The following is an 18769-nucleotide window of genomic DNA, read 5'->3' on the forward strand; positions in this document are numbered from 1 at the left end:
CTGACGGGGTGAACGACAACGGACCACCCACAAGGAGCTGACGTCATGACCGACACCACCGCCACCCCGCAGTCCGGCAGCACCGCCTCCGGGAGCTTCTCCACCAAGGACCTCGGGCAGGACGCGAAGGAGAAGGCCAAGGACGTCGCCACCATGGCCCAGGACAAGACCCAGGGCACCGGCTCGGACCTCGAGACCTCGCACGGCCGCACCGTCATCGCCGACACCGTCGTCCTCAAGATCGCCGGCATCGCCACCCGTGAGGTCTCCGGCGTCGCCGACCTCGGCCGCGGCGCCGCCCGCGCCGTCGGGGCCATCCGCGAGCGCATCTCCGGCGTCGGCGTCGACAACACGCAGGGCGTCACCGCGGAGGTCGGCGAGAAGCAGGCGGCCGTCGACATCGACATCGTCGCCGAGTACGGCGTCGCCATCTCCGACCTCGCCGAGGCCATCCGCAGCAACGTCATCTCGGCGGTCGAGCGGATGACCGGGCTCGAGGTCACCGAGGTCAACATCACCGTCCACGACGTGGCGCTCGACGACGACGCCGACGAGACCAGCGAGCGCGTGCAGTGACCGAGCGCGACGAGCTCGTCGACGGCATCGCCACCGCGGTGCGCGCCGTCCCCGGCGTCGTCGACCTCCACGCCGGCGCGCTGGGCGAGGCCGTGACGCTCCTGCCGGGGCGCCGGGTCGCCGGGCTGCGCATCGCGGACGACCACGTCGAGGTCCACCTCGCCGTCGAGCACGGCTCAGCGGTCCGCACGGTCGCCGACGACGTCCGCAAGGCCGTCTCCGCGGTCCGGCCGGGCCCGGTCACCGTCGTCGTCGAGGACGTCGTCGAGGACGCCCCCGACGACCCGCCCACCGCCCCGGCCCCCGAGAACACCCCCGACCCCCTCCCCGAACGGAGCTCCTGATGAACACTCCCGTCATCGGCCTCATCGCCGGTCTCCTCCTCGCCCTCGCGGCGACCACCGGAGGCTTCGGCGGCTTCCTCCTCGCGATCGTCCTCGGCGGCGCCGGCTTCCTGCTGGGCGCGCAGCGCGACGGCTCGGTCGACCTCGGGGCCCTCGTCCCGAACCGGAACCGTGGCTGACGGGCTCGCCCCGGCCGCCACGCGTGGACGCACCGTCATCGACGACCGGGTCTACGAGCGGACGGCCCGGGCCGCGACCCTCGCCGCACCCGACGTGGTCGAGCACCGCGGCGCCGGCGCGCTCGTCGGGCGCTCCCTCCCCCGCGTGGAGGTCCGCCGCAGCGACGACCACGTCCGCGTCCGGCTGGAGGTCGCGCTCGCGTGGCCCACGCCGCTCGACGCCGCGACCGCGGCGGTGCGCACCACCGTCGCCGAGACCCTCGCCCGCGTGACCGGGTCCACCGTCGACGCGGTCGACGTCACCGTCACCCACCTCGAGCCCCAGGACAGGAGGCACCGATGAGCACCACCGAGACCCTGCCGGTCTCCCGGACGGAGCCGGCCCGGACCTCCCGCGACGCGCAGGTCACCACGCCCGCCGTCGACGCCCCGGCCGGGGCGCCCCCGGCCACCGCGACCGGTGTCGTCATCGCCCTCGTCCTCGTGGCGCTCGGCGTCGTCGCCGTCCGCGACGCGCTCGTCGCCCTCGGGTGGGTGCCCGGCACCTCGTGGCTCGAGCCCACCGCGAGCTGGCTCGCCGACGGTGTCGGCAAGGACGTCTGGGTGCTCGTCGTCGCCGTGCTCGTGGCGCTGCTCGGCCTCTGGCTCGTCCTGCGGGCCTTCGGTCGCCGCCCGCGCACCGCGGTCTCGCTCGGTGACGGCACGAACGCGTGGCTCGAGCCGCGCGACGTCGCCCGGGTCGCCGACATCGCGGCCTCCGACGTCGACGGCGTCGTCACCGTCCGTTCCCGCGCCGCCAAGCGGTCCGTCAAGCTCCGGGTCACCGTCGTCGACACCGCCCGCGACGGCGCGAAGGGCGCCGTCCAGGACGCCGTCCGTGACGCCCTCGAGGGGCTCGACCCCTCGCCGCGCGTGTCCGTCAAGGTCTCGACCCTGGGAGGCAAGCGATGACCCGCTCCGCGATGCGGCTCGACCGCACCCTGACCCTCGTCGTCGGGCTGCTCCTCCTCGCCGGTGGCGTCGCCCTCGGCCTCTGGTGGGCGGGCGTGCTCGGCTCGGCCGACACCCTGGCCGTCCCCGCCGCCGGCTCGTGGGCCGCCGCCTCCTGGTGGACCTGGCTCGTCGCCGTCGTCGGTGTCCTGCTCGTCGTCGCCGGCCTGTCGTGGCTCTCGGCGCACCTCCAGCGCGTCGGCATCCGGGCCATCTCGCTGCCCGGCAGCGGTGAGGACGGGCGCCTGCGCCTGCGCCTCGGCGCCCTCGCCGACGTCGTCGCCGCCGCCGCGGAGTCCCGGCTGGCCACCGAGTCGGCCTCCGGCTCCGTGGGCTCCGGCACCGACGCCGGGGTCGTCGAGGTCACCGTCACGGCCCGCCACGACGCCTCGCTGACCGAGCTGCGCCGCGACCTCGCGGCCGTCGACGCCGAGGTGGCCACCGCCACCGGTGGTGCCGTCCCGGTCCGCTACCGCGTCAAGGTGCACCGGCCGCCGCGCAACGCGGCCACCACCTGACCCCTCCGGGTCACCCGAACCACCCGTCCGACCCATCCACCACCACAGAGAGGAACACCACCATGGGTATCGCTGACAAGGCCAAGAACGCCGCTCAGGACCTCACCGGCAAGGCCAAGGAGGTCATCGGCGACGCGACGAACAACGAGCGTCTCGAGGCCGAGGGCAAGGCCGACCAGGCCGAGGCCAAGGCCAAGAAGGCCGGCGAGAACATCAAGGACACCCTGTCCTGATCCTCGCCGCACCACACGGGAGGGCCCGTCACCGCAGGGGGTGACGGGCCCTCTCCGCGTGCGAGGCCACGTGGTCGGCGACGAGCCCGGGCCACGCCATGATCCCGTAGGGCGTGCGGGCGACGACGAGCCGGCTGTCGTCGACGAGCTCGTGCAGGAGGGCTGCCGTGCTCAGCGGATGCCCCGGGTCGTCGCTCCACGCGAGGACCAGGGTGGGCACGTCGATGCCGGTCAGGGCCTCGGCGGGCGGCAGGTCGGTGGAGGCCGCGCCGCGCAGGACGCTCGGCAGCAGGTGCTCGGGGACGGCCGGCTCGGTGAGCGGTGCGTCGGCGAGGGCGGGCGGTGGCCCCGCCGTGGCCGCCCGGGCGACGAACGCGGCCAGGCCCTCGCGCTCGACGAGCTCGGCGCTCGCGAGGTAGGCGGACGCCTGGGCGCGCCGGGTGGTCCAGGCCGTCGGGGGCACGGCGAGGGTGAGGCTCGCGAAGCGGCCCGGGTCGCGCAGGGCGGCGTGCAGCAGCGTCGCCGCGCCCATCGACGGCCCGAGGCCGTGCACCGTCTCGCCGGGGGCGACGTGGTCCAGGAGCGCGAGGAGGTCCTCGGCGAGGTGGTGCCACGCGTAGGACGCAGGGTGCCGGTCGCCCGTCGAGCGGCCGTGTCCGCGTGCGTCGTAGCGCAGCACCCGGTGGTGGCGCAGGGCGCGGGCGAGGTCGAGGCCCATCCGCTCGTCCCGCTCGCGGCACGAGGTGAGGCCGTGCAGCTGCACGACGAGCGGGCCGTCGTCACCGACGACGTCGTGGTCGAGCGTCGCGCCGTCGAGCTCGAACGTGGGCACAGCGCCTCCAGGGCGGTCCGTCGTCGGGGATGCGCCTAGAGTACGGCGGCATGCGCCTGACCAACGTCGCGCAGATGGCCCTCCCCGACGGGCGCGTCCGCAGCCTCGGCGTGGTCGTGCCGCCCTCGCGCGGACGGGCGCTGCCGGTCTCGTTCGACCAGGGGCGGCACGTCGGCGAGGGTGACCGGCCCGGGTCGTGGATGGCGGTCGCCGTCCGGCTGCCCTCGGCCGTGGACCCGGACGCCCTCGCGGAGGCCTGGTGCGCCGTCGTCCGGCGGCACGGCACGTTGCGGACCGTGTTCTCGCAGAGCCCGTCCGGAGAGGTCGAGCTGCACGAGGTCGACGTCTCGCCGGGGTCGTGGGTCGAGCACCCGCTGGACGGGCGGCCGGCGCGCGAGGTGCTGCGCGAGGTCCTCGACGCGACCTGTCGCTCGTACTCGGTTCCGGCGCACCGCATCTGCCTCGTGGAGCCGCCGGATGGCTCGCGCCCGTCGCTCGTCGTCGCGGCCGAGCACGCCCACGTCGACATGTGGAGCCTCGTCGTGCTGGTCCGCGACCTGCTGGCCTGTCTCGACGACGTGGTCGCCGGTCGCCCCGTGGGCGCGGCGCTGCCCGAGGTGCCGGCCTTCGCCGAGCACACCGCAGCGCTCGCCGCCCGGCCCCCCGCGCCGGGTGAGGTGCGCCGCCGGTGGGCCGACGTGCTCGAGGCCGAGGGCGGGGTGATGCCCCTCTTCCCCCTCCCCCTCGGCGACGTCTCGAGCGCGCGCCCGGAGGTCGTCGAGGTGCGTGACGTGCTCGACGCCGAGGAGGTCGAGCGGCTGACCGTCCGGGCCCGGGCGGACGGGGTGCGGCTGGTCGCGATGGCGACGTCGGCCCTCACCCGCGCCTCGCGCGCCCTCGCCGGCCGCCCGCTGCGGGCGGTCTTCCCCGTCCACAGCCGCTACGAGCCGCGCTGGCACGACGCGTGCGGGTGGTTCATCACCAACGCGGTGCTCGAGTCCTTCGACCCCGAGCCGGCCGCGTGCGCCACGGCGGTGCGCGAGGCGCTCTCGCTCGGGTCCTGGCCGCTCGCCCCCATCCTCGCGCCGTGGGGCGGGATGCCGCAGGCGCCGGGGATGTTCGCCGTCTCGTGGCTCGACACCCGCCGGCTGCCGGTGGAGCTCGACCCGGCCCTGGAGCTGCAGTACGTCTCGGCGCGGATCCGCACCGACGGCGTGATGGTGTGGTTCGTCCTCAACGGGTCGGGCCTGCACCTGCGCTGCCGCTACCCGGACACGCCGGAGGCGCGCGAGCACGTCGGCCGGTGGCTCGACGCCGTCGAGGAGGGGCTGCGCGCCGACGTCGGTGGGCCGGTGGCCTAGGTCGTCGTCCCCGTCGACCCCGTCGGCCGGGGCAGGGTCGTGCCGAGCAGGGTGACGCCCTCGTCGCCGCCGAGCGGCTGCAGCCCCAGGCGGCGGTAGAAGGCGATGGCCCCGGGGTTGCGGGGGTCGACGCCGAGGTGCAGCCCGGCGATCCCGTCGGCGGCGAGCTCGTCGAGCACCGCCTCGAGGAGCCGGCGCCCCCATCCACCGCCCTGGAGCCGGGGCAGCAGGTCGACGTGCAGGTGGGCCGGGTGCGTCGCGAGCAGCGCGGGGTCGGTGCGCGGGCCGGCGTGGATGCGCTCGACGACCGCGGCGTCCGCCGGGGTCGTGCCGCTGCCGCGGGGGTGGCGCGCGCGCAGGGCCGGCCACCACTGGTTCTCGAGCCAGTCCTCGAAGGCGGCGGTGTCGGCGGTCGCGACGCAGTAGCCGGCGACCCCGAGCTCGTCCTCGACGACGAGCGCGAGGCATCCGGGGCCGTGGAGGTAGGGCTGCGCCCACACCTCGCCGAGCACGTCGGGGTCGGCGTGCAGGGCGGTGGCGTCGCGGCCCGCCGCACCGGTGCGCAGGCAGACGCGGCGCAGGTCGGCGGCGTCGGCCGGGGTGGCGCGACGCATCCGCGGGGCGGGGGGCGGGGTCGGCGGCGTCACCCGTCCACGGTAGGTCGCCCGCGCACCGCCCCGCCCCACCGCCCGGGGTCGAGGGCGCACGCGGTAGCCCCGGCGACCACTTGCGGACTCGACTCGGGAGGGAGAGGAGCGCAGGGGGGAGTCGAGGGCGCAGGTGGCAGCCCTGGCGACCACTTGCGCACTCGACCCGGAAGAGGTCGCCCAGCGGACTCTTAGGTAAGCCTCACCTTGGTGTGGTTAGGTGTACCTCACCACGGGAGGTCCGTGGGTCCGAGCGCGAGGAGCAGCGGTGATCATCTGCCAGTGCCGCGTCGTCAGCGACACCGCCGTGCACGCCGCGGTCGAGGCGGGCGCCACGACCCTCGCCGAGGTCTGCCGGACGACCGGCGCGGGCACCGACTGCGGCGGCTGCGTCTTCACGGTCAAGGCCCTCGTCTGCGAGCATGACGTGCTCACGGCCCGCACGATGGACGACCTGCAGCACCTGACCGTCGGCCGGGCCACGACCCCCGACCAGGAGGACCTCCGTGCAGCCAGTTGACCGCCGGGTCGTCGACCTCTTCAACGAGGCGCTGACCTTCGAGCTCACCGTCACCAACACCTACTTCCTCCACGCGCGGATGCTCGACAACTGGGGGTTCACCAAGCTCGGCAAGGTCTTCTACGACCTGTCCATCGACGAGATGAAGGACGCCGACGCCCTCATCAACCGGATCCTCTTCTTCGAGGGGCACCCCAACGTCCAGAAGCTCGGGGCCATCCGGGTCGGCGAGACCGCCGAGGAGATGCTGCGCCTCGCGCACGCCTCCGAGCTCGAGGCCATCGCGCAGTTCAACGCGGCGGCCAAGGAGTGCCACGCCCTCGGCGACCACGGCTCGGCCTCGATCTTCGAGGAGATGGTGCGCGACGAGGAGCGGCACGCCGACTTCTTCGAGTCGCAGCTCGAGGCGATCGAGCGGATCAGCATCCAGCAGTACCTCGCCCAGCACATGGAGGCGGGCACCGGGCCGACGCCCGAGTGACCCCACCCCGTCGCTCGTCCTCCCACTGATTGCGAGCTCCGCCGCTCGACACGCGTCGGACCGGCGTGTCGAGCGGGTCAACTGGCAAGAAGTCGGGGGGTCAGGCGGGGGTGTCCATCCGGTCGGGATGGGTGAGCAGCTCGACGACGATGGACTGCAGACGGCCGGCGTGCGCGCCGTCGACGACCCGGTGGTCGGCCGTCGCGACGAGCACGGCGACCGGCCTGACCTCGACCCGACCCTCGACCGCCACCGGGCGCTGGCGCACCGCCCCGATGGACAGGTAGACCGGCGTGCGGGCGAAGGGGGCCGGCGCGAGGTAGGCCTCGTCGAGCCCGAGCGGTCCGACGTTGGAGACGAAGCCGGTGCCGAGCGGCCGCCCGGGCTGGCCGAACGCGGGCAGACCCAGCCCCCCGACCAGCAGGCTCGCCGTGGCCATGACCGGCCGCATGACGAACCACGGGGCGATGCGCACGAGGCCGTTGGTGCGGCGGTGGTGGCGGTCCTGCCGACCCCGGACCGCGGCCACGGCGTCGTGCACGCGGGTCGCGATCTCGACGGGGGTCAGCCGGTCCGCCTGCTCGACGCGCACCGGAGCGAGGTCGACGCCCTCCTCGATGTCGACGGCGAAGGCGATCGTGCAGTCCTCGATGGGGTGCAGCCGCCCGAGCACGACGCGCGCCCGGGCTTCCGGGACGGCCCGCAGTCCCCGCGCCAGCGCGGCGCCGACGAGGTGGGTCAGGGTGACCCGCGCGCCGGTGCTCGCGCGCAGGCGCGAGAGGTGGGCCAGCGCGGCGCTCACGTCGACCTCGACGCGGGCCTGGATGCGTCCCTCGACCGGCGGGCGCCACGTGGCGACGGCGATCTTGCGGCGGACCGAGCGGTGGCTCATCCGTGGATCCCGGTGAGCGCGAGCCGGACCGCGAGGCCCGGAGCGGCGGCGAGCGCGGCGAAGGGCGCTGCGCGCCGGGGCAGCCGGACGTGCGGCCGTCCGGCCTCGACGGCGTCGAGCAGCGCCTCGGCGGTCACGGAGGGGTCGAGGTCCCGCAGCACGCGCAACCGCCGGGCCCGGGCGAACGCCGCCTCGGCCGGAGCATGTCGACGGGCCCGGTCCATCATCGAGGAGTCGACCGGCCCGAGCTCGGCGACGGTGCTGCCGATGCCCGAGCCGCGCAGCTCCAGCCGCAGGCCGGCGGCCGCCCGGGTGAGACCCGCCTTGGTCGCGCCGTAGGGCCCGAGGCCGGGGAAGGTCGCGACCCCGGCGAGCGAGGAGACCCAGAGGAGGTGGCCGCGGCGGCGGGCGCGCATCCCGGGGAGGGCCAGGCGGGTCAGCTCGAGCGGGGCGCGCAGGTTGAGGGCGATCGCGGCGGCGAGGGACGAGGCGTCGAGGTCGTCGAGGCGGCCGACGAGCTCGACCGCGGCGTTGTGCACGAGGACGTCGGGCGGGCCGTGGGCCGAGTGGGCGGCGGCGAGCAGCTCGGCGGGGCCGCCGGGGGTCGCGAGGTCGACGGGTACGGGGTGGGCGCCGGTGCGCGACGCGAGGTCGCCCAGGGCGTCGCGGCTGCGCGCGGTGACGGTGACGCGGGCGCCGCGCGCGGCGAGGCCGTCGGCCAGGCGGGTACCGATCGTCCCGGTGGCCCCGGTCAGGAGGACGTGGGCCCCGTGGAGTCGCATCTGCCCAGTCTCCGTGACGTGGAGGGGGTCACCGGCGCGGCACCCGCCCGGCGGTGGTCGGTGTGCAACGTGGCGGCGCGGGGCCGCGGCGCGTCAGTCGCGCCGCGCCAGCGTGAGCGCGAAGTCCCCGGCGTCGTCGGTCCACGTCCGCTCGACGCTGAACCCGGCCTCGCCGAGCTCCGCGGCGATGCCCTCGGGCCGGAACTTCGTCGAGATCTCGACACAGATCTCCTCGCCGGTGGCGAGCTCGACGACGAGGTCCGCGCCGGGCACGGTGACGACCTGCGGCTCCTCGGCGCGCAGCCGCATGTCGATGCGCTCCATCCGCGGGTCCCAGAAGGGGACGTAGCTGAAGGCGCCGGGGTCGAAGCCGGCCCCGAGCTCGCGGTTGACGACGAGCAGGCAGTTGCGGATGAACCGCTCGGTGACGCCGGCGGAGTCATCGTAGGCGGCGACGAGGCGGTCGGCGTCCTTGACGAGGTCGGTGCCGAGGAGCAGCCACTCGCCGGTGTCGAGGGAGTCGGCGAGCGCGCCGAGGAAGGCGGCCCGCTCCTCGAGGTAGAAGTTGCCGATCGTGCTGCCGAGGAAGGCGACCATCCGGCGGTCGCCGCGGGGCAGCTGGCCGAGGTGGAGGGTGAAGTCGCCGACGACGGCCTCGACGGCCATCCCGGGGTAGCGGACGCTGAGCATCGACGCCGCCTCGCGCAGCGTGCCGTCGGACACGTCGACCGGCACGAAGCGCGCGAGCGGGCCGTGCGAGCGGTCCTCGGAGCGGAAGGCGTCGAGGAGCGTGCGGGTCTTGTCGCTCGTGCCGCTGCCGAGCTCGACGAGGGTCGAGGCGTCGCACACCTGCGCGATCTCGGCCGCGTGCGCGGTGAGGATGGCCCGCTCCGCCTCGGTCGGGTAGTACTCCGGCAGCCGGGTGATCTCGTCGAAGAGGTCGGCGCCGACCGGGTCGTACAGCCACTTCGGGGGAAGCCGCCGTGGGCGGCCGCCGAGCCCGCGGCGCACGTCGTCGACGAGCGAGCCGGAGGCCCAGTCGGGGTCGAGGAGGACCTGGACCCGGGGCTCGACGACGCCGCTCACGCGTCGGCCCCCGTCGCCGCGTCGGCCGGTCGGGCCTGCGGCGCACCGCCGTCGGCCAGCCGCACCCCGGACAGGGCCCAGCGCGAGCCGTGCGGGAAGAAGTTGCGGTAGGTGAGCCGGGCGTGCGCCGGCGGGGTGAGGGCGCAGCCGCCGCGCAGGACCATCTGGTTCGACATGAACTTCCCGTTGTACTCGCCGATGGCTCCCGCCGGGGGGTGGAAGCCGGGGTAGGGGTGATACGCGGACGAGGTCCACTCCCAGCAGTCGCCGTAGACCTGGCGCAGCCGGTGCTCGCCGCCCCGCTCCGGCGCCGCTGCCGGGTGGTAGTGCCGCAGGTCGGCGAGGTTTCCGCCGGAGTGCGCGGCGTCGGCCTGGCCGTCGACGACGACGGCGTGCTCCCACTCCGCCTCGCTCGGCAGCCGCTTGCCGGCCCACGCCGCGTACGCGTCGGCCTCGTAGAAGCTGACGTGGCTGACCGGCAGGCCGGGGTTGACCGGCCAGGTGCCGTGGAGGGTGTGCTCGAGCCAGACGCCGTCGTGCTCGGTCCAGTACAGGGGCGCCCGCCATCCCTCCGCCCGGACCCGGGCGAGGCCGTCGGAGAGCCACAGCTCGGGGCGCTGGTAGCCGCCGTCGGCCATGAACTCGAGCCACTCACCGTTGGTCACGAGGCGGTCGGCGAGCCGGTAGGGCTCGAGCCACTGCCGGTGGCGGGGCAGCTCGTTGTCGAAGGAGAAGCCGCCGCCCTCGTGGCCGATCTCGACGAGACCGCCCTCGACGTCGACCCAGCCGAGCGCGTCCGGCTCGCTGGGCGCCGGCCTTGTGCCGCCGTAGACGGGCTCGAGCGGGTTGCGCGAGAGGACGTGCTTGATGTCCATGAGCAGCAGCTCCTGGTGCTGCTGCTCGTGGTGGAAGCCGAGCTCGATGGTCGGCGCGAGCTTCTCGAGGGAGCCCTCGTCGAGGCGCTCGACGAGGTCGCGCATGCGCTCGTCGACGTTGCCGCGGTAGACCCCCACGTCCGCGGCGCCCGGGCGGGTGATGAACCCGCGGTCGGCGCGCGAGTACCGCGGGCCGATGCCCTCGTAGTAGCTGTTGAAGAGGAACCAGTAGCGGTCCTGGAAGGGCGCGAAGTCCTGCTCGTGCTCGCTGAGCACGAAGGTCTCGAAGAACCACGTCACGTGGGCGCGGTGCCACTTCGTGGGTGACACGTCCGGCATCGACTGGACCGTCTGGTCCTCGGGCGACAGCGGGGAGGCGAGGGTCTCGGTGTGCGAGCGGACCTCGTGGTAGCGGGTGGTCAGGGTGCTGGCGTCCCACGTCGAGGTGGACATGGCGGCGCTCCTCTCGGTCGGGGCCGGTCGGGCGTGACGTCCATCCTTACCCAGCCCGCCGACGGTGGACACCCCCCGTGCGCACCGGTCATCGGGACGACGGCCGCCGTCCACCCGGATGACAGGTGTCATGCCGGGTCGGTGGCCGGTGGCACTGCCCCGGCCGACGGGCCGACGGCCAGGCTGGGGCGACCCGTGAGAGAGGACCGCCCGATGACGACGACGCGGCAGCGCCCGGCCGCTGCGGTGCTCGCCGGCCGCCCGCACCGCGGCATCCGGCACCTCCTGCACCCGCAGGTGCTCGGCGTGGTCATCGGCGGCGCCGGGGCCAGCGCGTTCGTGCACGTCAACCGCGGTCTCCTGCCCGCGCCCTGGCCGACGGTGGCCCTGCTCGCCTGGACGGCGGCCCTGCTCGTCTGCGCCTGGGCCGTGCTGCTGCGGCCGCGGCGGCTGCGCGACGTCGGACCCCCGAGGCCGGGCGCCGGGGTCGTCTACACCGCGTCGGTCGCGGGGATGCTGGCCGCCTTCGCCGTCGGCCGCCGCGTCCTCGTCGCGGTCGACCGGCCGGAGCTGATGCCCGCCGTCGTCGTCGTGGCCGTCGGTCTGCACTTCGTGCCCTTCGCCCGCGCGTTCGGGGCGCCGGTCTTCGGCACGCTCGGCTGGGTGCTCGCGGCGATCGGGGTCGTCGGGCTGCTGCTCGGCGTCGTCGCGGGGGCCGTCCCCGTGGCCGCTGCGGCGGTGGTCACGGGCGTCGTCATGCTCCTCCTCATGGCGCTCGACGCCGTGCGCCCGGAGCCGGTGGGCCGGCCGACCTGAGCGTCCGGGTGGCGCGTCGGAGGGGGCGCGCCGCCCGGACGGTCACCGGATGCCGGTGCGCGCGAACCCTTCGACGAAGTAGCGCTGGGCGACGAGGAAGAGCGCGACCATCGGGGCGACCGTGATGATCGCGAAGGCCATCGTGCCGCCGTAGTCGGACCCGAGCTGCCCCTGGAGGTAGAGCAGCCCGATGGGCAGCGTGTAGAGGGCGTTGTCCTGCAACGCGACCAGCGGCCACGCGAGGTCGTTCCACGACGACAGCAGCGTCATGAAGAAGAGGACCGCGAGCAGCGGCCGGCTGAGCGGCAGCACGATCGAGCGGAAGATCCGCAGGTGGCCGGCGCCGTCGACCCGGGCGGCGTCGACCAGCTCGCGCGGGATGGCGAGGACGAACTGCCGCGCGAGGAAGGCGCCGAAGCCGCTGGCCGCCGTCGGCAGGATGACCGCCCAGTAGCTGCCGAACAGGCCCATGGAGGTGACGATCCGGAACAGCGGCACCATGATCACCTGCAGCGGGATCATCACCGTCGCCACCGTGAGCAGGAAGAGCGCGGTCGACCCGGGGAAGCGCAGCTGCGCGAACGCGTACCCCGCGAGCATGCTCACCGTCACCGAGAGCAGCGCCACGGTGAGCGAGATCGCGACGGAGTTGCCGACCCACGCGGCGACGGGGAAGGCATCGAGGACCCGCCGGAAGTTGTCGAGCGTCAGCTCCCGCGGGACCAGGCGCAGCGTGCCGCCGAGCAGCTCCGAGCGGGAGGTCAGCGCGACGACGACCATCCAGTAGAGCGGGAACAGCGTGACGAGCGAGACGACGACGGCAGCGGCGAGGCGCGCGGGCATCCACCGGTCGCGGCGACGACGCCGGGCGGCGCGGACGGGGGCGGCGGTGCTCATCCGACGAGGTCCTTGGTGCGGCTCGTGCGCCAGCGCAGCCAGGTGAACGCGAGGCTGACGACGAGGAGGAAGACGCCGATCGTCGCGGCGTACCCCTGGTCACGCGTGACGAAGCCGTTGTCGTACGCGTAGGTGACGAGCACGGTGGTCGCGTTGCGCGGGCCGCCGCCGGTGAGGACGAAGACGATGTCGAACACCTGGAACGAGTAGATGACGTTCATGACGACGAGGAAGAACGACGACGGCCCGAGCATCGGGACGACGACGTACCGGAACCGCTGCCACGGCCCGGCGCCGTCGAGCGTGGCCGCCTCGAGCATCTCGCGGCCGATGCCCTGGAGGCCGGCCAGGTAGATGAGCATGTTGAACCCGGTTCTCCACCAGAGGGTCACGAGCACGACGGTGACGAACGCCGCCGTCCCGCCCGACTGCCAGTCGACCCCGGGGAGACCGAGGGCGCGCAGGACGGCGTTGGCGAACCCGCTGTTCTGGTCGAAGACGAGGACGCCGACCAGTGCGGTCGCGACGCCGCTGACGGCCATCGGGAGGATGAGCACGGACCGGAAGAGGCCGCGCGCCGGGAGCACCGAGTTGAGGAGCACGGCCGCCCCCAGCCCGAGGGCCATCGACCCCGGCGTCACGACGAGGGTGAAGAGGACGGTGTTGAGCGTCGCCCGCCAGAAGACCGGGTCGGTGAACAGCCGCGCGTAGTTGTCGAGGCCGACCCACACCCCGTCGCCGAACCCGTTGGTGCGCTGCAGGCTGAGGGCTGCGGCGCCGGCCAGCGGGACGAAGACGAAGGTGCCCAGCAGCACGAGGCCGGGCGCGAGGAAGCCGTAGGCGGCGAGCGCCTCCTTGACGGCGCCGCGCCGGGGCCCCCGCCGGCCCCGGCGCGGTGGGTCCGGTGCCTGGACGCCGGGCGGAGCGGTGGCCGCGGTCGCGGCGGGGACGGTGCTCACCGCGCGACGGCGGCGCCGATGCCGTCGGCGAGGTTGCGCACGGTCGTCGCGGCGTCCTGGTCGCCGACGAACGCCTCCTCGAGCTGGTCCTTGAGGACGGTGATGATCGCCGACATCGACGGCGAGGCGACCTGCCCCGAGTCCCGCGGCAGCACGGCGCCGGCCTGGGCGACGAAGACGGGCGAGAGCTCGGGTCGGACCTTGAACTCGATGCCCTCCTGCACGAGGTCGGCGCGCGTGGGCAGCAGCGACGCGCCGGCGCAGAAGTCGGCCATCGGCTGCTTCTGCGTCACGTGGTCGAGGAACTTCGCCACGAGCGCGGGGTCCTTGGCGGCCTTCGTCGCGACGAGGGCATTGCCGCCGAAGTCGCCGGCGGAGCGCACGTCCTTCGGCGGGAACGTGACGCCCCACTCGAAGCCGGCGGTGGTCGTGGCGTCCGGGACGAGGAAGGCACCGCCGAAGTTCATCGCCGTCGTGCCCGAGTACCAGAGGTCCGCGGCGTAGGTCGAGGACTTCACGGAGCTGTTCTGCGGCACCAGGTTCTGCCGGAAGAAGCCCTGCGTGAACTCGACCGCGGCCCGGCCGGCGTCGGAGTCGATGGCCGCCGCCGTCAGGTCCTCGGTGAGGAAGCGGCCGTCGGCCTCGAAGAGCCAGCTGAGCCAGCGCGTCACGCCGTTGCCCTGCCAGTTGTACGCGAAGGGCCACTTGTCGTCGGGGAGCTTCTCGCGCAGGCGCTTCGCGACGTCCTCGAACTCCTGCCAGGTCCACGCGTCCTCGATGCGCGTCGGGACGTCGGTGACGCCGGCCGACTCCATGAGGGCCTTGTTGTAGAGGATGACCGAGGTGTCGGTGTGGTGCGGGACACCGTAGGGCTTGCCGCCGTTCTGCACCGCGGCCCACGCCTGCGGGGTGAACCGGTCGGAGAAGCCGCTGTCGAGGTGGCTGCTCAGGTCGAGCAGCTGCCCGCGCCCGGCGTAGCTGCCGAAGGTGTAGTACGGCACGCGGAAGACGTCCGGGGGGTTGCCGGCCTGCAGCTGGGCGTCGATCGTCGTGAACATCTGCTCGTACGGCACCGAGTTCAGCGTGACCTTGACGCCGCTGTTCGCCTGCTCGAAGGAAGAGATGGCGGCGCGGAGGCCGGCGAGCTCGGCGTCGGTGCCCCACGTCGTGAACGTGACGGTGCCGGAGGAGGCGGATGCGCCGCTGTCACGGCCGGAGGTGGAGAAGCCACCGCACGCGCTGAGCGCGAGGGGTGCCGAGGCGGCACCGGCGGCGGCGAGGAGCTGGCGACGGGTCAGGGGCATGCGGACTCCGGGGAGTGGTGCGGGCGGGATCGCCTGCGGCACGCTTCTCGACCACGGACCCGGGCGACGCTAGCCCCCGTCGTCGCAGCCGCGAGCACGCGTGCGTGATCCGCGTCACCGCTGTCGAAGGTCGGTTCGCCCTCAGCGAGCAGCCCCGCCCGTCACAGGTCGCGCAGCAGCGCCTCGATCCGAGCCGCCCTCGTCGCCGGGCGCACGGCGTCCTCGACGGGCTGCAGCAGGCGGCGGCGACGGGGGGCGGGCACCGCCTCGAAGGCGTCGGCGAGACCCGCGTCGGCGAGAGCACTCGCGACGTCCTCGGGGACCGGCACGACATCGGGGTCGGCCGGTCGCAGTCGGCACTCGATCAGGTCGCCTGGTCGCACCCCGAGCCGGGCGAGGAGGGGGCGCCCGGCGTAGGCGAACGCGTCGGGCAGGACGTCGGCCCGGTTGACCCCGAGGTTCACCGCCACCCCGTCGACGGTCCCCTCGACCCGGCGGGTGCCCCACGCCCGGGCGGCGTCGGCGAGGCGCGTGTGGGCGTCCGTCGTGGGGTCAGAGCCAGCCGCGGCGCTCGGCGAGCGCGAAGGCCTCGGTGCGCGAGCGGGCGTCGAGCTTGTCCATCGCGTGGCTCAGGTAGTTGCGCACCGTCCCTCGGGAGAGGAACAGGGCGCTCGCGATGTCGTCGGTGCTGCGGCCCTCCCCCACGAGGCGCAGGATGTCGACCTCGCGCGCCGTGAGCGGCGAGGTCCCGCGGCGCAGGGCCTCGGCGGCGAGGTCGGGGTCGATGGCGGTGCCTCCGGCGGCGACGGTGCGGATGGCCTCGACGAGCCGGCGGCCCGTGGCGGACTTGAGGAGGTAGCCGTTGGCGCCGGCGGCCAGCGCGCGGTGGAGGTGCCCGGGACCCTCGAGGGCCGTGAGCAGGAGCACCGCGCACCCGGTGAGGCCCTCGGCGGCCTCGATGCCGCTCATCCCCGGCATGTCGACGTCGAGGACGGCGACGTCCGGCGCGAGCCGCTCGACGGCGGCCGCGACCTCGTCGCCTCTGCCGACCCGGCCGACCACCTCGAACCCGGGCTCGGTCGACAGCAGCGCCTCGAACGCCTCCGCGACGAGGTCGACGTCCTCGGCGATGAGGATGCGCAGCGTCCCCTGCCCCGCCGGCGCGCTCACGGGAGAGACCGCACGAGGTCGGCGTCGTCGGACCCGTCGCCGAGGAGCGTCGGCATCCGGCAGATGACCCGGAACCGGCCCCCGGGGACGTGCCCCGCCTCGAGCGAGCCGCCGACGGCCTCCGCACGGGCCGCGAGGTCGGCCAGGCCCGTACCGCGCGGTCGGTCCGACTCCGCCGCACCGTCGTTGACGACGACGAGGACGTCGGCCGTCGCCTCGCGGCGCAGGCCGATCTCGACCCACGAGGGACGCGCGTGCTTGAGCAGGTTCGTCACGGCCTCGCGCAGGACGCGTGGCCCGAGCCGGTCGGTGCCCTCCCGGGAGGCGGCGGCCGGGTCGACGTCGGTCGTGGCGCGGATGCCGAGCCGCTCGAAGAGGTCGAGGGCCGCCGCGAGCTCGTCGTCGAAGCCGGTGACCGTCTGCCCGCGGGTCAGGGCGCGCAGGCGGGACTGGCCGTCGGTGACCATCCGCGCGACCTCGTCGAGCTGCTCGCCGCACCGCTGCGGGTCGCGGTCGAGCAGCCGGATGGCCGTCTGCACGCGCAGCCCGACCGCGACGAGGCTGCGGCCGAGGATGTCGTGCAGGTCGCGGGAGATGCGGTGCCGCTCCTCGTCGACGCGCAGCCTGGCCACTGTCTCGCGGGCCCGGGCGAGCTCACCCACCGTGACCGCGAGGCGCGTCATCACGTAGAGCAGGAGGCCGACCGCCACGAGGACGACGAGGAGGAAGAAGGCGAGGTAGGGGTTGACGCCCTGCTGGAGCATGAAGGCCGTGATGCCGAGCGCGTAGGCCCCGCCGGCCAGCACGAGACGACGACCCGTGAGCCGCAGGCCGACGAGCGCGAGGACGAGCGCGGCGTTGAGCCACGCCGCCGCGAGGAACGCGCCGGTGGCGCAGACCACGGTGGCCACGACGAGCACCGGGGGGACGGGGCGGTCGCGCAGGGTCCGCCGCTGGACGACGAGGAAGAGGGCGGCGCCCGCCAGCCCGGACACGACGCCTGCCGCGCGCTGCGCGGGCCCCAGCTCGTCCGACACCTGGGTGAGCATCGAGAGCGTGCCCTGGACGAGGATGACGAGGACGATCGCCCACGAGGCGACGACGGCGATCCGGGCGTCGCCCGCGCTCGTGTCCCTCACCGTGCCCCCGTCGGTCCGTGCGTCCTCCCGTGGGACGACGCCGCGACTGTAACAGCGGGCTCAGCCGCGGCGCTCCGCGGCGGAGGGCTCCAGGCGGACGACGTCGTCGACGAGCGCCACGACGTCGGCGTCGAGGTGGTCGGTCGACGCGACGACGAGCACGGTCCGTCCTTCCACGTCGACGAGGTCGCGCAGGGCCTCGAGGACACGACGGCGCCCCTCGGGGTCGAGGCCGGCGGCGGGCAGGTCGAGGACGACGAGGTCGGGTGCCGCGGCGAGCGCGAGCGCGAGCCCGACGAGGGTCCGGTCGGCGGCGTCGAGGACGGCGAGCGGCCGGTCGAGCAGCGGCCCGAGGCCGAGGTGGACCCCGAGCCGGATCGCCGCGAGGCCGCCCTGGCCCAGCACCTCGACGGTGGGGCGACCGGTCGTCGGCGGCGTGCGGGCGGCGAGCGCCGTCCACGAGGTCGTCGCGAGGCGCCGGCGCGTGCGACCCTGCCCGGTGACGAGGTCGCCGTCGCGGCCGGGCAGGTCGCCGACGAGCACGCGGGCGAGCGTCCGGGCTGGCGCGGCGGGTGTCGCGACGGTGAGGGTGCCCGCCCGCAGCTCGAGGTCGAGCCCGTGCAGGCGCGAGCCGTCGGGGCCCGGGTCGACGCTCAGGTCGTGCACCTCGAGCGTGACGACGCGGGCGAGGGGCAGCTCGGGCCGGACCCGTGGACCGCGCAGCGATGGTGCGGTGCGTGTGGTCGATGCGCTCACGGCGTCCTCCCCGACGGTCCCGACAGCGCCCGCGCGCCGCCCCCGGGGCCATCCTGCTCCGGACCGCGCGCGCCGGCCAGTGCGTCGCGTCAGGCGCCGGTGGTGACGGCTGTCATCGAGCGGTCCCTCGGGGAGCGGGCGCTCAGGCCGCCGGCGGGAGGGTGAGGACGTCGACGCCGTCCTCGGTGACCACCACGGTGTGCTCGCTGTGCGCGGTGCGGCAGCCGGTCTCGCTGCGCAGCGTCCAGCCGTCGGGGTCGGTGACGAGGCGGTGGGTGTCGGCCATGACCCACGGCTCGATGGCCAGCATCAGGCCCGGGCGCAGGGTGTAGCCCCGGCCCGGCCGGCCGGTGTTCGCGACGTGCGGGTCCTGGTGCATCGTCGAGCCGATGCCGTGGCCGCCGAACTGGGTGTTGACGGAGTAGCCGGCGCCCTCGAGCACCGCGCCGATGGCGTGCGAGACGTCGCCCAGCTTCGCCCCGGGCCCGGCGACCGAGATCGCCGAGGCGAGCGCGCGCTCGGTGACGGCGATGAGCGCCTCGTCCTCGGGGGCCGGCGTGCCCACGACGAAGCTCACCGCGGAGTCGGCCGCGACCCCGCCGAGCACGACGGCGAGGTCGAGGGTCAGCAGGTCGCCGTCGGCGAGGGCGCGGTCGTGCGGCAGGCCGTGGAGGACGGCGTCGTTGACCGACGTGCAGATGTAGTGACCGAACGGGCCGCGGCCGAAGGATGGCTCGTAGTCGACGTAGCAGGAGGTCGCCCCGGCGTCCTCGATCATCGCCTTGGTCCAGGCGTCGATCTCGAGGAGGTTGGTGCCGACGGTCGCCCGCTCCCGCATCGTCGCCAGGATGGCGCCGACGAGCGCGCCGGTGGCCCGGGCGCGCTCGACCTGCCGGTCGTCGAGGATCTCGATCATCGGGGCGGCCTTTCGGTGGGGGTCGGGTCCAGTCTCACAGGGC

The 18769-nt window shown here is 74.8% G+C and carries 25 protein-coding genes; 11 read left to right on the plus strand and 14 right to left on the minus strand.

Going from position 1 to position 18769, the window contains the following annotated elements; translation table 11 throughout:
* Window positions 1-45: 45 nt before the first annotated feature.
* The 7 genes from J3473_RS11935 (at window position 46) to J3473_RS11965 (ending at window position 2840) form a co-directional block, all read left to right on the plus strand.
* Window positions 46-576, plus strand: coding sequence for an Asp23/Gls24 family envelope stress response protein (locus J3473_RS11935; protein ID WP_242525836.1), 531 nt, complete (start codon window positions 46-48; stop codon window positions 574-576).
* The gene (locus J3473_RS11940; protein WP_207023690.1) at window positions 573-920 is read left to right on the plus strand and encodes a hypothetical protein; all 348 of its coding nucleotides are present in this window, start codon (window positions 573-575) and stop codon (window positions 918-920) included. Before J3473_RS11935 ends, J3473_RS11940 begins: the two co-directional genes overlap by 4 nt.
* Window positions 920-1099, plus strand: coding sequence for a DUF2273 domain-containing protein (locus J3473_RS11945; protein WP_173027130.1), 180 nt, complete (start codon window positions 920-922; stop codon window positions 1097-1099). The genes J3473_RS11940 and J3473_RS11945 overlap by 1 nt, the downstream gene beginning before the upstream one ends.
* Window positions 1092-1442 (plus strand): Asp23/Gls24 family envelope stress response protein, encoded by a 351-nt coding sequence (locus tag J3473_RS11950; protein ID WP_207023692.1) that lies wholly within the window; start codon window positions 1092-1094, stop codon window positions 1440-1442. Before J3473_RS11945 ends, J3473_RS11950 begins: the two co-directional genes overlap by 8 nt.
* Complete coding sequence (locus J3473_RS11955) at window positions 1439-2050, plus strand: DUF6286 domain-containing protein (RefSeq protein WP_207023694.1); 612 nt, start codon at window positions 1439-1441, stop codon at window positions 2048-2050. Before J3473_RS11950 ends, J3473_RS11955 begins: the two co-directional genes overlap by 4 nt.
* The gene (locus J3473_RS11960; RefSeq protein WP_207023696.1) at window positions 2047-2607 is read left to right on the plus strand and encodes a hypothetical protein; all 561 of its coding nucleotides are present in this window, start codon (window positions 2047-2049) and stop codon (window positions 2605-2607) included. Before J3473_RS11955 ends, J3473_RS11960 begins: the two co-directional genes overlap by 4 nt.
* Window positions 2608-2669: 62 nt before the next feature.
* Window positions 2670-2840: a CsbD family protein gene (locus tag J3473_RS11965; protein ID WP_207023698.1), complete on the plus strand. Its 171-nt coding sequence runs from the start codon at window positions 2670-2672 to the stop codon at window positions 2838-2840.
* A gap of 28 nt (window positions 2841-2868) precedes the next feature.
* Here J3473_RS11965 and J3473_RS11970 read toward each other — a convergent pair whose 3' ends face one another.
* Window positions 2869-3672 (minus strand): alpha/beta fold hydrolase, encoded by an 804-nt coding sequence (locus tag J3473_RS11970; protein WP_207023700.1) that lies wholly within the window; start codon window positions 3670-3672, stop codon window positions 2869-2871.
* Between the two features lie 50 nt (window positions 3673-3722).
* Here J3473_RS11970 and J3473_RS11975 point away from each other — a divergent pair, with 50 nt between their 5' ends.
* Window positions 3723-5033: a condensation domain-containing protein gene (locus J3473_RS11975; RefSeq protein WP_207023703.1), complete on the plus strand. Its 1311-nt coding sequence runs from the start codon at window positions 3723-3725 to the stop codon at window positions 5031-5033.
* On the opposite strand, the gene J3473_RS11980 is transcribed toward J3473_RS11975, so the two are convergent.
* Window positions 5030-5680, minus strand: coding sequence for a GNAT family N-acetyltransferase (locus J3473_RS11980; protein ID WP_242525837.1), 651 nt, complete (start codon window positions 5678-5680; stop codon window positions 5030-5032). The genes J3473_RS11975 and J3473_RS11980 overlap by 4 nt on opposite strands.
* A gap of 268 nt (window positions 5681-5948) precedes the next feature.
* Between J3473_RS11980 and J3473_RS11985 the strand changes: the two genes are divergently transcribed.
* Both J3473_RS11985 and bfr read left to right on the plus strand, forming a co-directional pair.
* On the plus strand, window positions 5949-6200 hold the full coding sequence (locus J3473_RS11985; RefSeq protein WP_051750264.1) for a bacterioferritin-associated ferredoxin: 252 nt from the start codon (window positions 5949-5951) through the stop codon (window positions 6198-6200).
* The gene (gene bfr, locus J3473_RS11990) at window positions 6187-6681 is read left to right on the plus strand and encodes a bacterioferritin (protein WP_030527246.1); all 495 of its coding nucleotides are present in this window, start codon (window positions 6187-6189) and stop codon (window positions 6679-6681) included. Before J3473_RS11985 ends, bfr begins: the two co-directional genes overlap by 14 nt.
* Before the next feature lie 100 nt (window positions 6682-6781).
* Here bfr and J3473_RS11995 read toward each other — a convergent pair whose 3' ends face one another.
* The 4 genes from J3473_RS11995 to egtB form a co-directional block, all read right to left on the minus strand.
* Entirely contained in the window at window positions 6782-7573 is a 792-nt protein-coding gene (locus tag J3473_RS11995) for a 2-oxo acid dehydrogenase subunit E2 (protein ID WP_207023705.1), read from the minus strand.
* Window positions 7570-8355, minus strand: a complete 786-nt coding sequence (locus tag J3473_RS12000; RefSeq protein WP_207023707.1) for an SDR family oxidoreductase — start codon at window positions 8353-8355, stop codon at window positions 7570-7572. The genes J3473_RS11995 and J3473_RS12000 overlap by 4 nt, the downstream gene beginning before the upstream one ends.
* 93 nt (window positions 8356-8448) lie before the next feature.
* The gene (egtD, locus tag J3473_RS12005) at window positions 8449-9441 is read right to left on the minus strand and encodes an L-histidine N(alpha)-methyltransferase (RefSeq protein ID WP_207023709.1); all 993 of its coding nucleotides are present in this window, start codon (window positions 9439-9441) and stop codon (window positions 8449-8451) included.
* Window positions 9438-10769, minus strand: a complete 1332-nt coding sequence (egtB, locus tag J3473_RS12010) for an ergothioneine biosynthesis protein EgtB (protein ID WP_207023713.1) — start codon at window positions 10767-10769, stop codon at window positions 9438-9440. The genes egtD and egtB overlap by 4 nt, the downstream gene beginning before the upstream one ends.
* A 213-nt stretch (window positions 10770-10982) precedes the next feature.
* Between egtB and J3473_RS12015 the strand changes: the two genes are divergently transcribed.
* Window positions 10983-11585: a hypothetical protein gene (locus J3473_RS12015; protein ID WP_207023714.1), complete on the plus strand. Its 603-nt coding sequence runs from the start codon at window positions 10983-10985 to the stop codon at window positions 11583-11585.
* A 42-nt stretch (window positions 11586-11627) separates the two neighbouring features.
* On the opposite strand, the gene J3473_RS12020 is transcribed toward J3473_RS12015, so the two are convergent.
* The 8 genes from J3473_RS12020 to map all read right to left on the minus strand — a co-directional run bounded on the left by J3473_RS12020 (window position 11628) and on the right by map (window position 18726).
* Window positions 11628-12482 carry a carbohydrate ABC transporter permease gene (locus tag J3473_RS12020; protein ID WP_242525838.1) on the minus strand — a complete coding sequence of 285 codons (855 nt, stop codon included), beginning with the start codon at window positions 12480-12482 and terminating at the stop codon, window positions 11628-11630.
* Window positions 12479-13441 carry a carbohydrate ABC transporter permease gene (locus J3473_RS12025; RefSeq protein ID WP_207023716.1) on the minus strand — a complete coding sequence of 321 codons (963 nt, stop codon included), beginning with the start codon at window positions 13439-13441 and terminating at the stop codon, window positions 12479-12481. The genes J3473_RS12020 and J3473_RS12025 overlap by 4 nt, the downstream gene beginning before the upstream one ends.
* Window positions 13438-14745 (minus strand): sugar ABC transporter substrate-binding protein, encoded by a 1308-nt coding sequence (locus tag J3473_RS12030; RefSeq protein ID WP_207023718.1) that lies wholly within the window; start codon window positions 14743-14745, stop codon window positions 13438-13440. The genes J3473_RS12025 and J3473_RS12030 overlap by 4 nt, the downstream gene beginning before the upstream one ends.
* A 161-nt stretch (window positions 14746-14906) precedes the next feature.
* On the minus strand, window positions 14907-15215 hold the full coding sequence (locus tag J3473_RS12035; RefSeq protein ID WP_207023720.1) for a YdeI/OmpD-associated family protein: 309 nt from the start codon (window positions 15213-15215) through the stop codon (window positions 14907-14909).
* Between the two features lie 82 nt (window positions 15216-15297).
* On the minus strand, window positions 15298-15915 hold the full coding sequence (locus J3473_RS12040; RefSeq protein WP_242525839.1) for a response regulator transcription factor: 618 nt from the start codon (window positions 15913-15915) through the stop codon (window positions 15298-15300).
* Window positions 15912-17054, minus strand: a complete 1143-nt coding sequence (locus tag J3473_RS12045; RefSeq protein ID WP_207023722.1) for a sensor histidine kinase — start codon at window positions 17052-17054, stop codon at window positions 15912-15914. The genes J3473_RS12040 and J3473_RS12045 overlap by 4 nt, the downstream gene beginning before the upstream one ends.
* A gap of 60 nt (window positions 17055-17114) precedes the next feature.
* On the minus strand, window positions 17115-17810 hold the full coding sequence (locus tag J3473_RS12050; protein ID WP_207023724.1) for a hypothetical protein: 696 nt from the start codon (window positions 17808-17810) through the stop codon (window positions 17115-17117).
* Between the two features lie 142 nt (window positions 17811-17952).
* Entirely contained in the window at window positions 17953-18726 is a 774-nt protein-coding gene (map, locus tag J3473_RS12055; RefSeq protein ID WP_207023726.1) for a type I methionyl aminopeptidase, read from the minus strand.
* Between the last annotated feature and the right edge of the window lie 43 nt (window positions 18727-18769).

The organism is Phycicoccus sp. DTK01 (assembly GCF_017312765.1).
GTDB classification, from domain to species: Bacteria; Actinomycetota; Actinomycetes; order Actinomycetales; family Dermatophilaceae; genus Phycicoccus; species Phycicoccus jejuensis.

Excerpts from the sequence above, each read along its gene's own strand:
- J3473_RS11935 (WP_242525836.1), top strand. The coding sequence starts at position 46 with ATGACCGACACCACCGCCACCCCGCAGTCCGGCAGCACCGCCTCCGGG.
- J3473_RS11945 (WP_173027130.1), top strand. The coding sequence starts at position 920 with ATGAACACTCCCGTCATCGGCCTCATCGCCGGTCTCCTCCTCGCCCTC.
- J3473_RS11955 (WP_207023694.1), top strand. The coding sequence starts at position 1,439 with ATGAGCACCACCGAGACCCTGCCGGTCTCCCGGACGGAGCCGGCCCGG.
- J3473_RS11960 (WP_207023696.1), top strand. The coding sequence starts at position 2,047 with ATGACCCGCTCCGCGATGCGGCTCGACCGCACCCTGACCCTCGTCGTC.
- J3473_RS11965 (WP_207023698.1), top strand. The coding sequence starts at position 2,670 with ATGGGTATCGCTGACAAGGCCAAGAACGCCGCTCAGGACCTCACCGGC.
- J3473_RS11975 (WP_207023703.1), top strand. The coding sequence starts at position 3,723 with ATGCGCCTGACCAACGTCGCGCAGATGGCCCTCCCCGACGGGCGCGTC.
- J3473_RS11995 (WP_207023705.1), bottom strand. The coding sequence starts at position 7,573 with ATGAGCCACCGCTCGGTCCGCCGCAAGATCGCCGTCGCCACGTGGCGC.
- J3473_RS12000 (WP_207023707.1), bottom strand. The coding sequence starts at position 8,355 with ATGCGACTCCACGGGGCCCACGTCCTCCTGACCGGGGCCACCGGGACG.
- egtB (WP_207023713.1), bottom strand. The coding sequence starts at position 10,769 with ATGTCCACCTCGACGTGGGACGCCAGCACCCTGACCACCCGCTACCAC.
- J3473_RS12015 (WP_207023714.1), top strand. The coding sequence starts at position 10,983 with ATGACGACGACGCGGCAGCGCCCGGCCGCTGCGGTGCTCGCCGGCCGC.
- J3473_RS12020 (WP_242525838.1), bottom strand. The coding sequence starts at position 12,482 with ATGAGCACCGCCGCCCCCGTCCGCGCCGCCCGGCGTCGTCGCCGCGAC.
- J3473_RS12030 (WP_207023718.1), bottom strand. The coding sequence starts at position 14,745 with ATGCCCCTGACCCGTCGCCAGCTCCTCGCCGCCGCCGGTGCCGCCTCG.
- map (WP_207023726.1), bottom strand. The coding sequence starts at position 18,726 with ATGATCGAGATCCTCGACGACCGGCAGGTCGAGCGCGCCCGGGCCACC.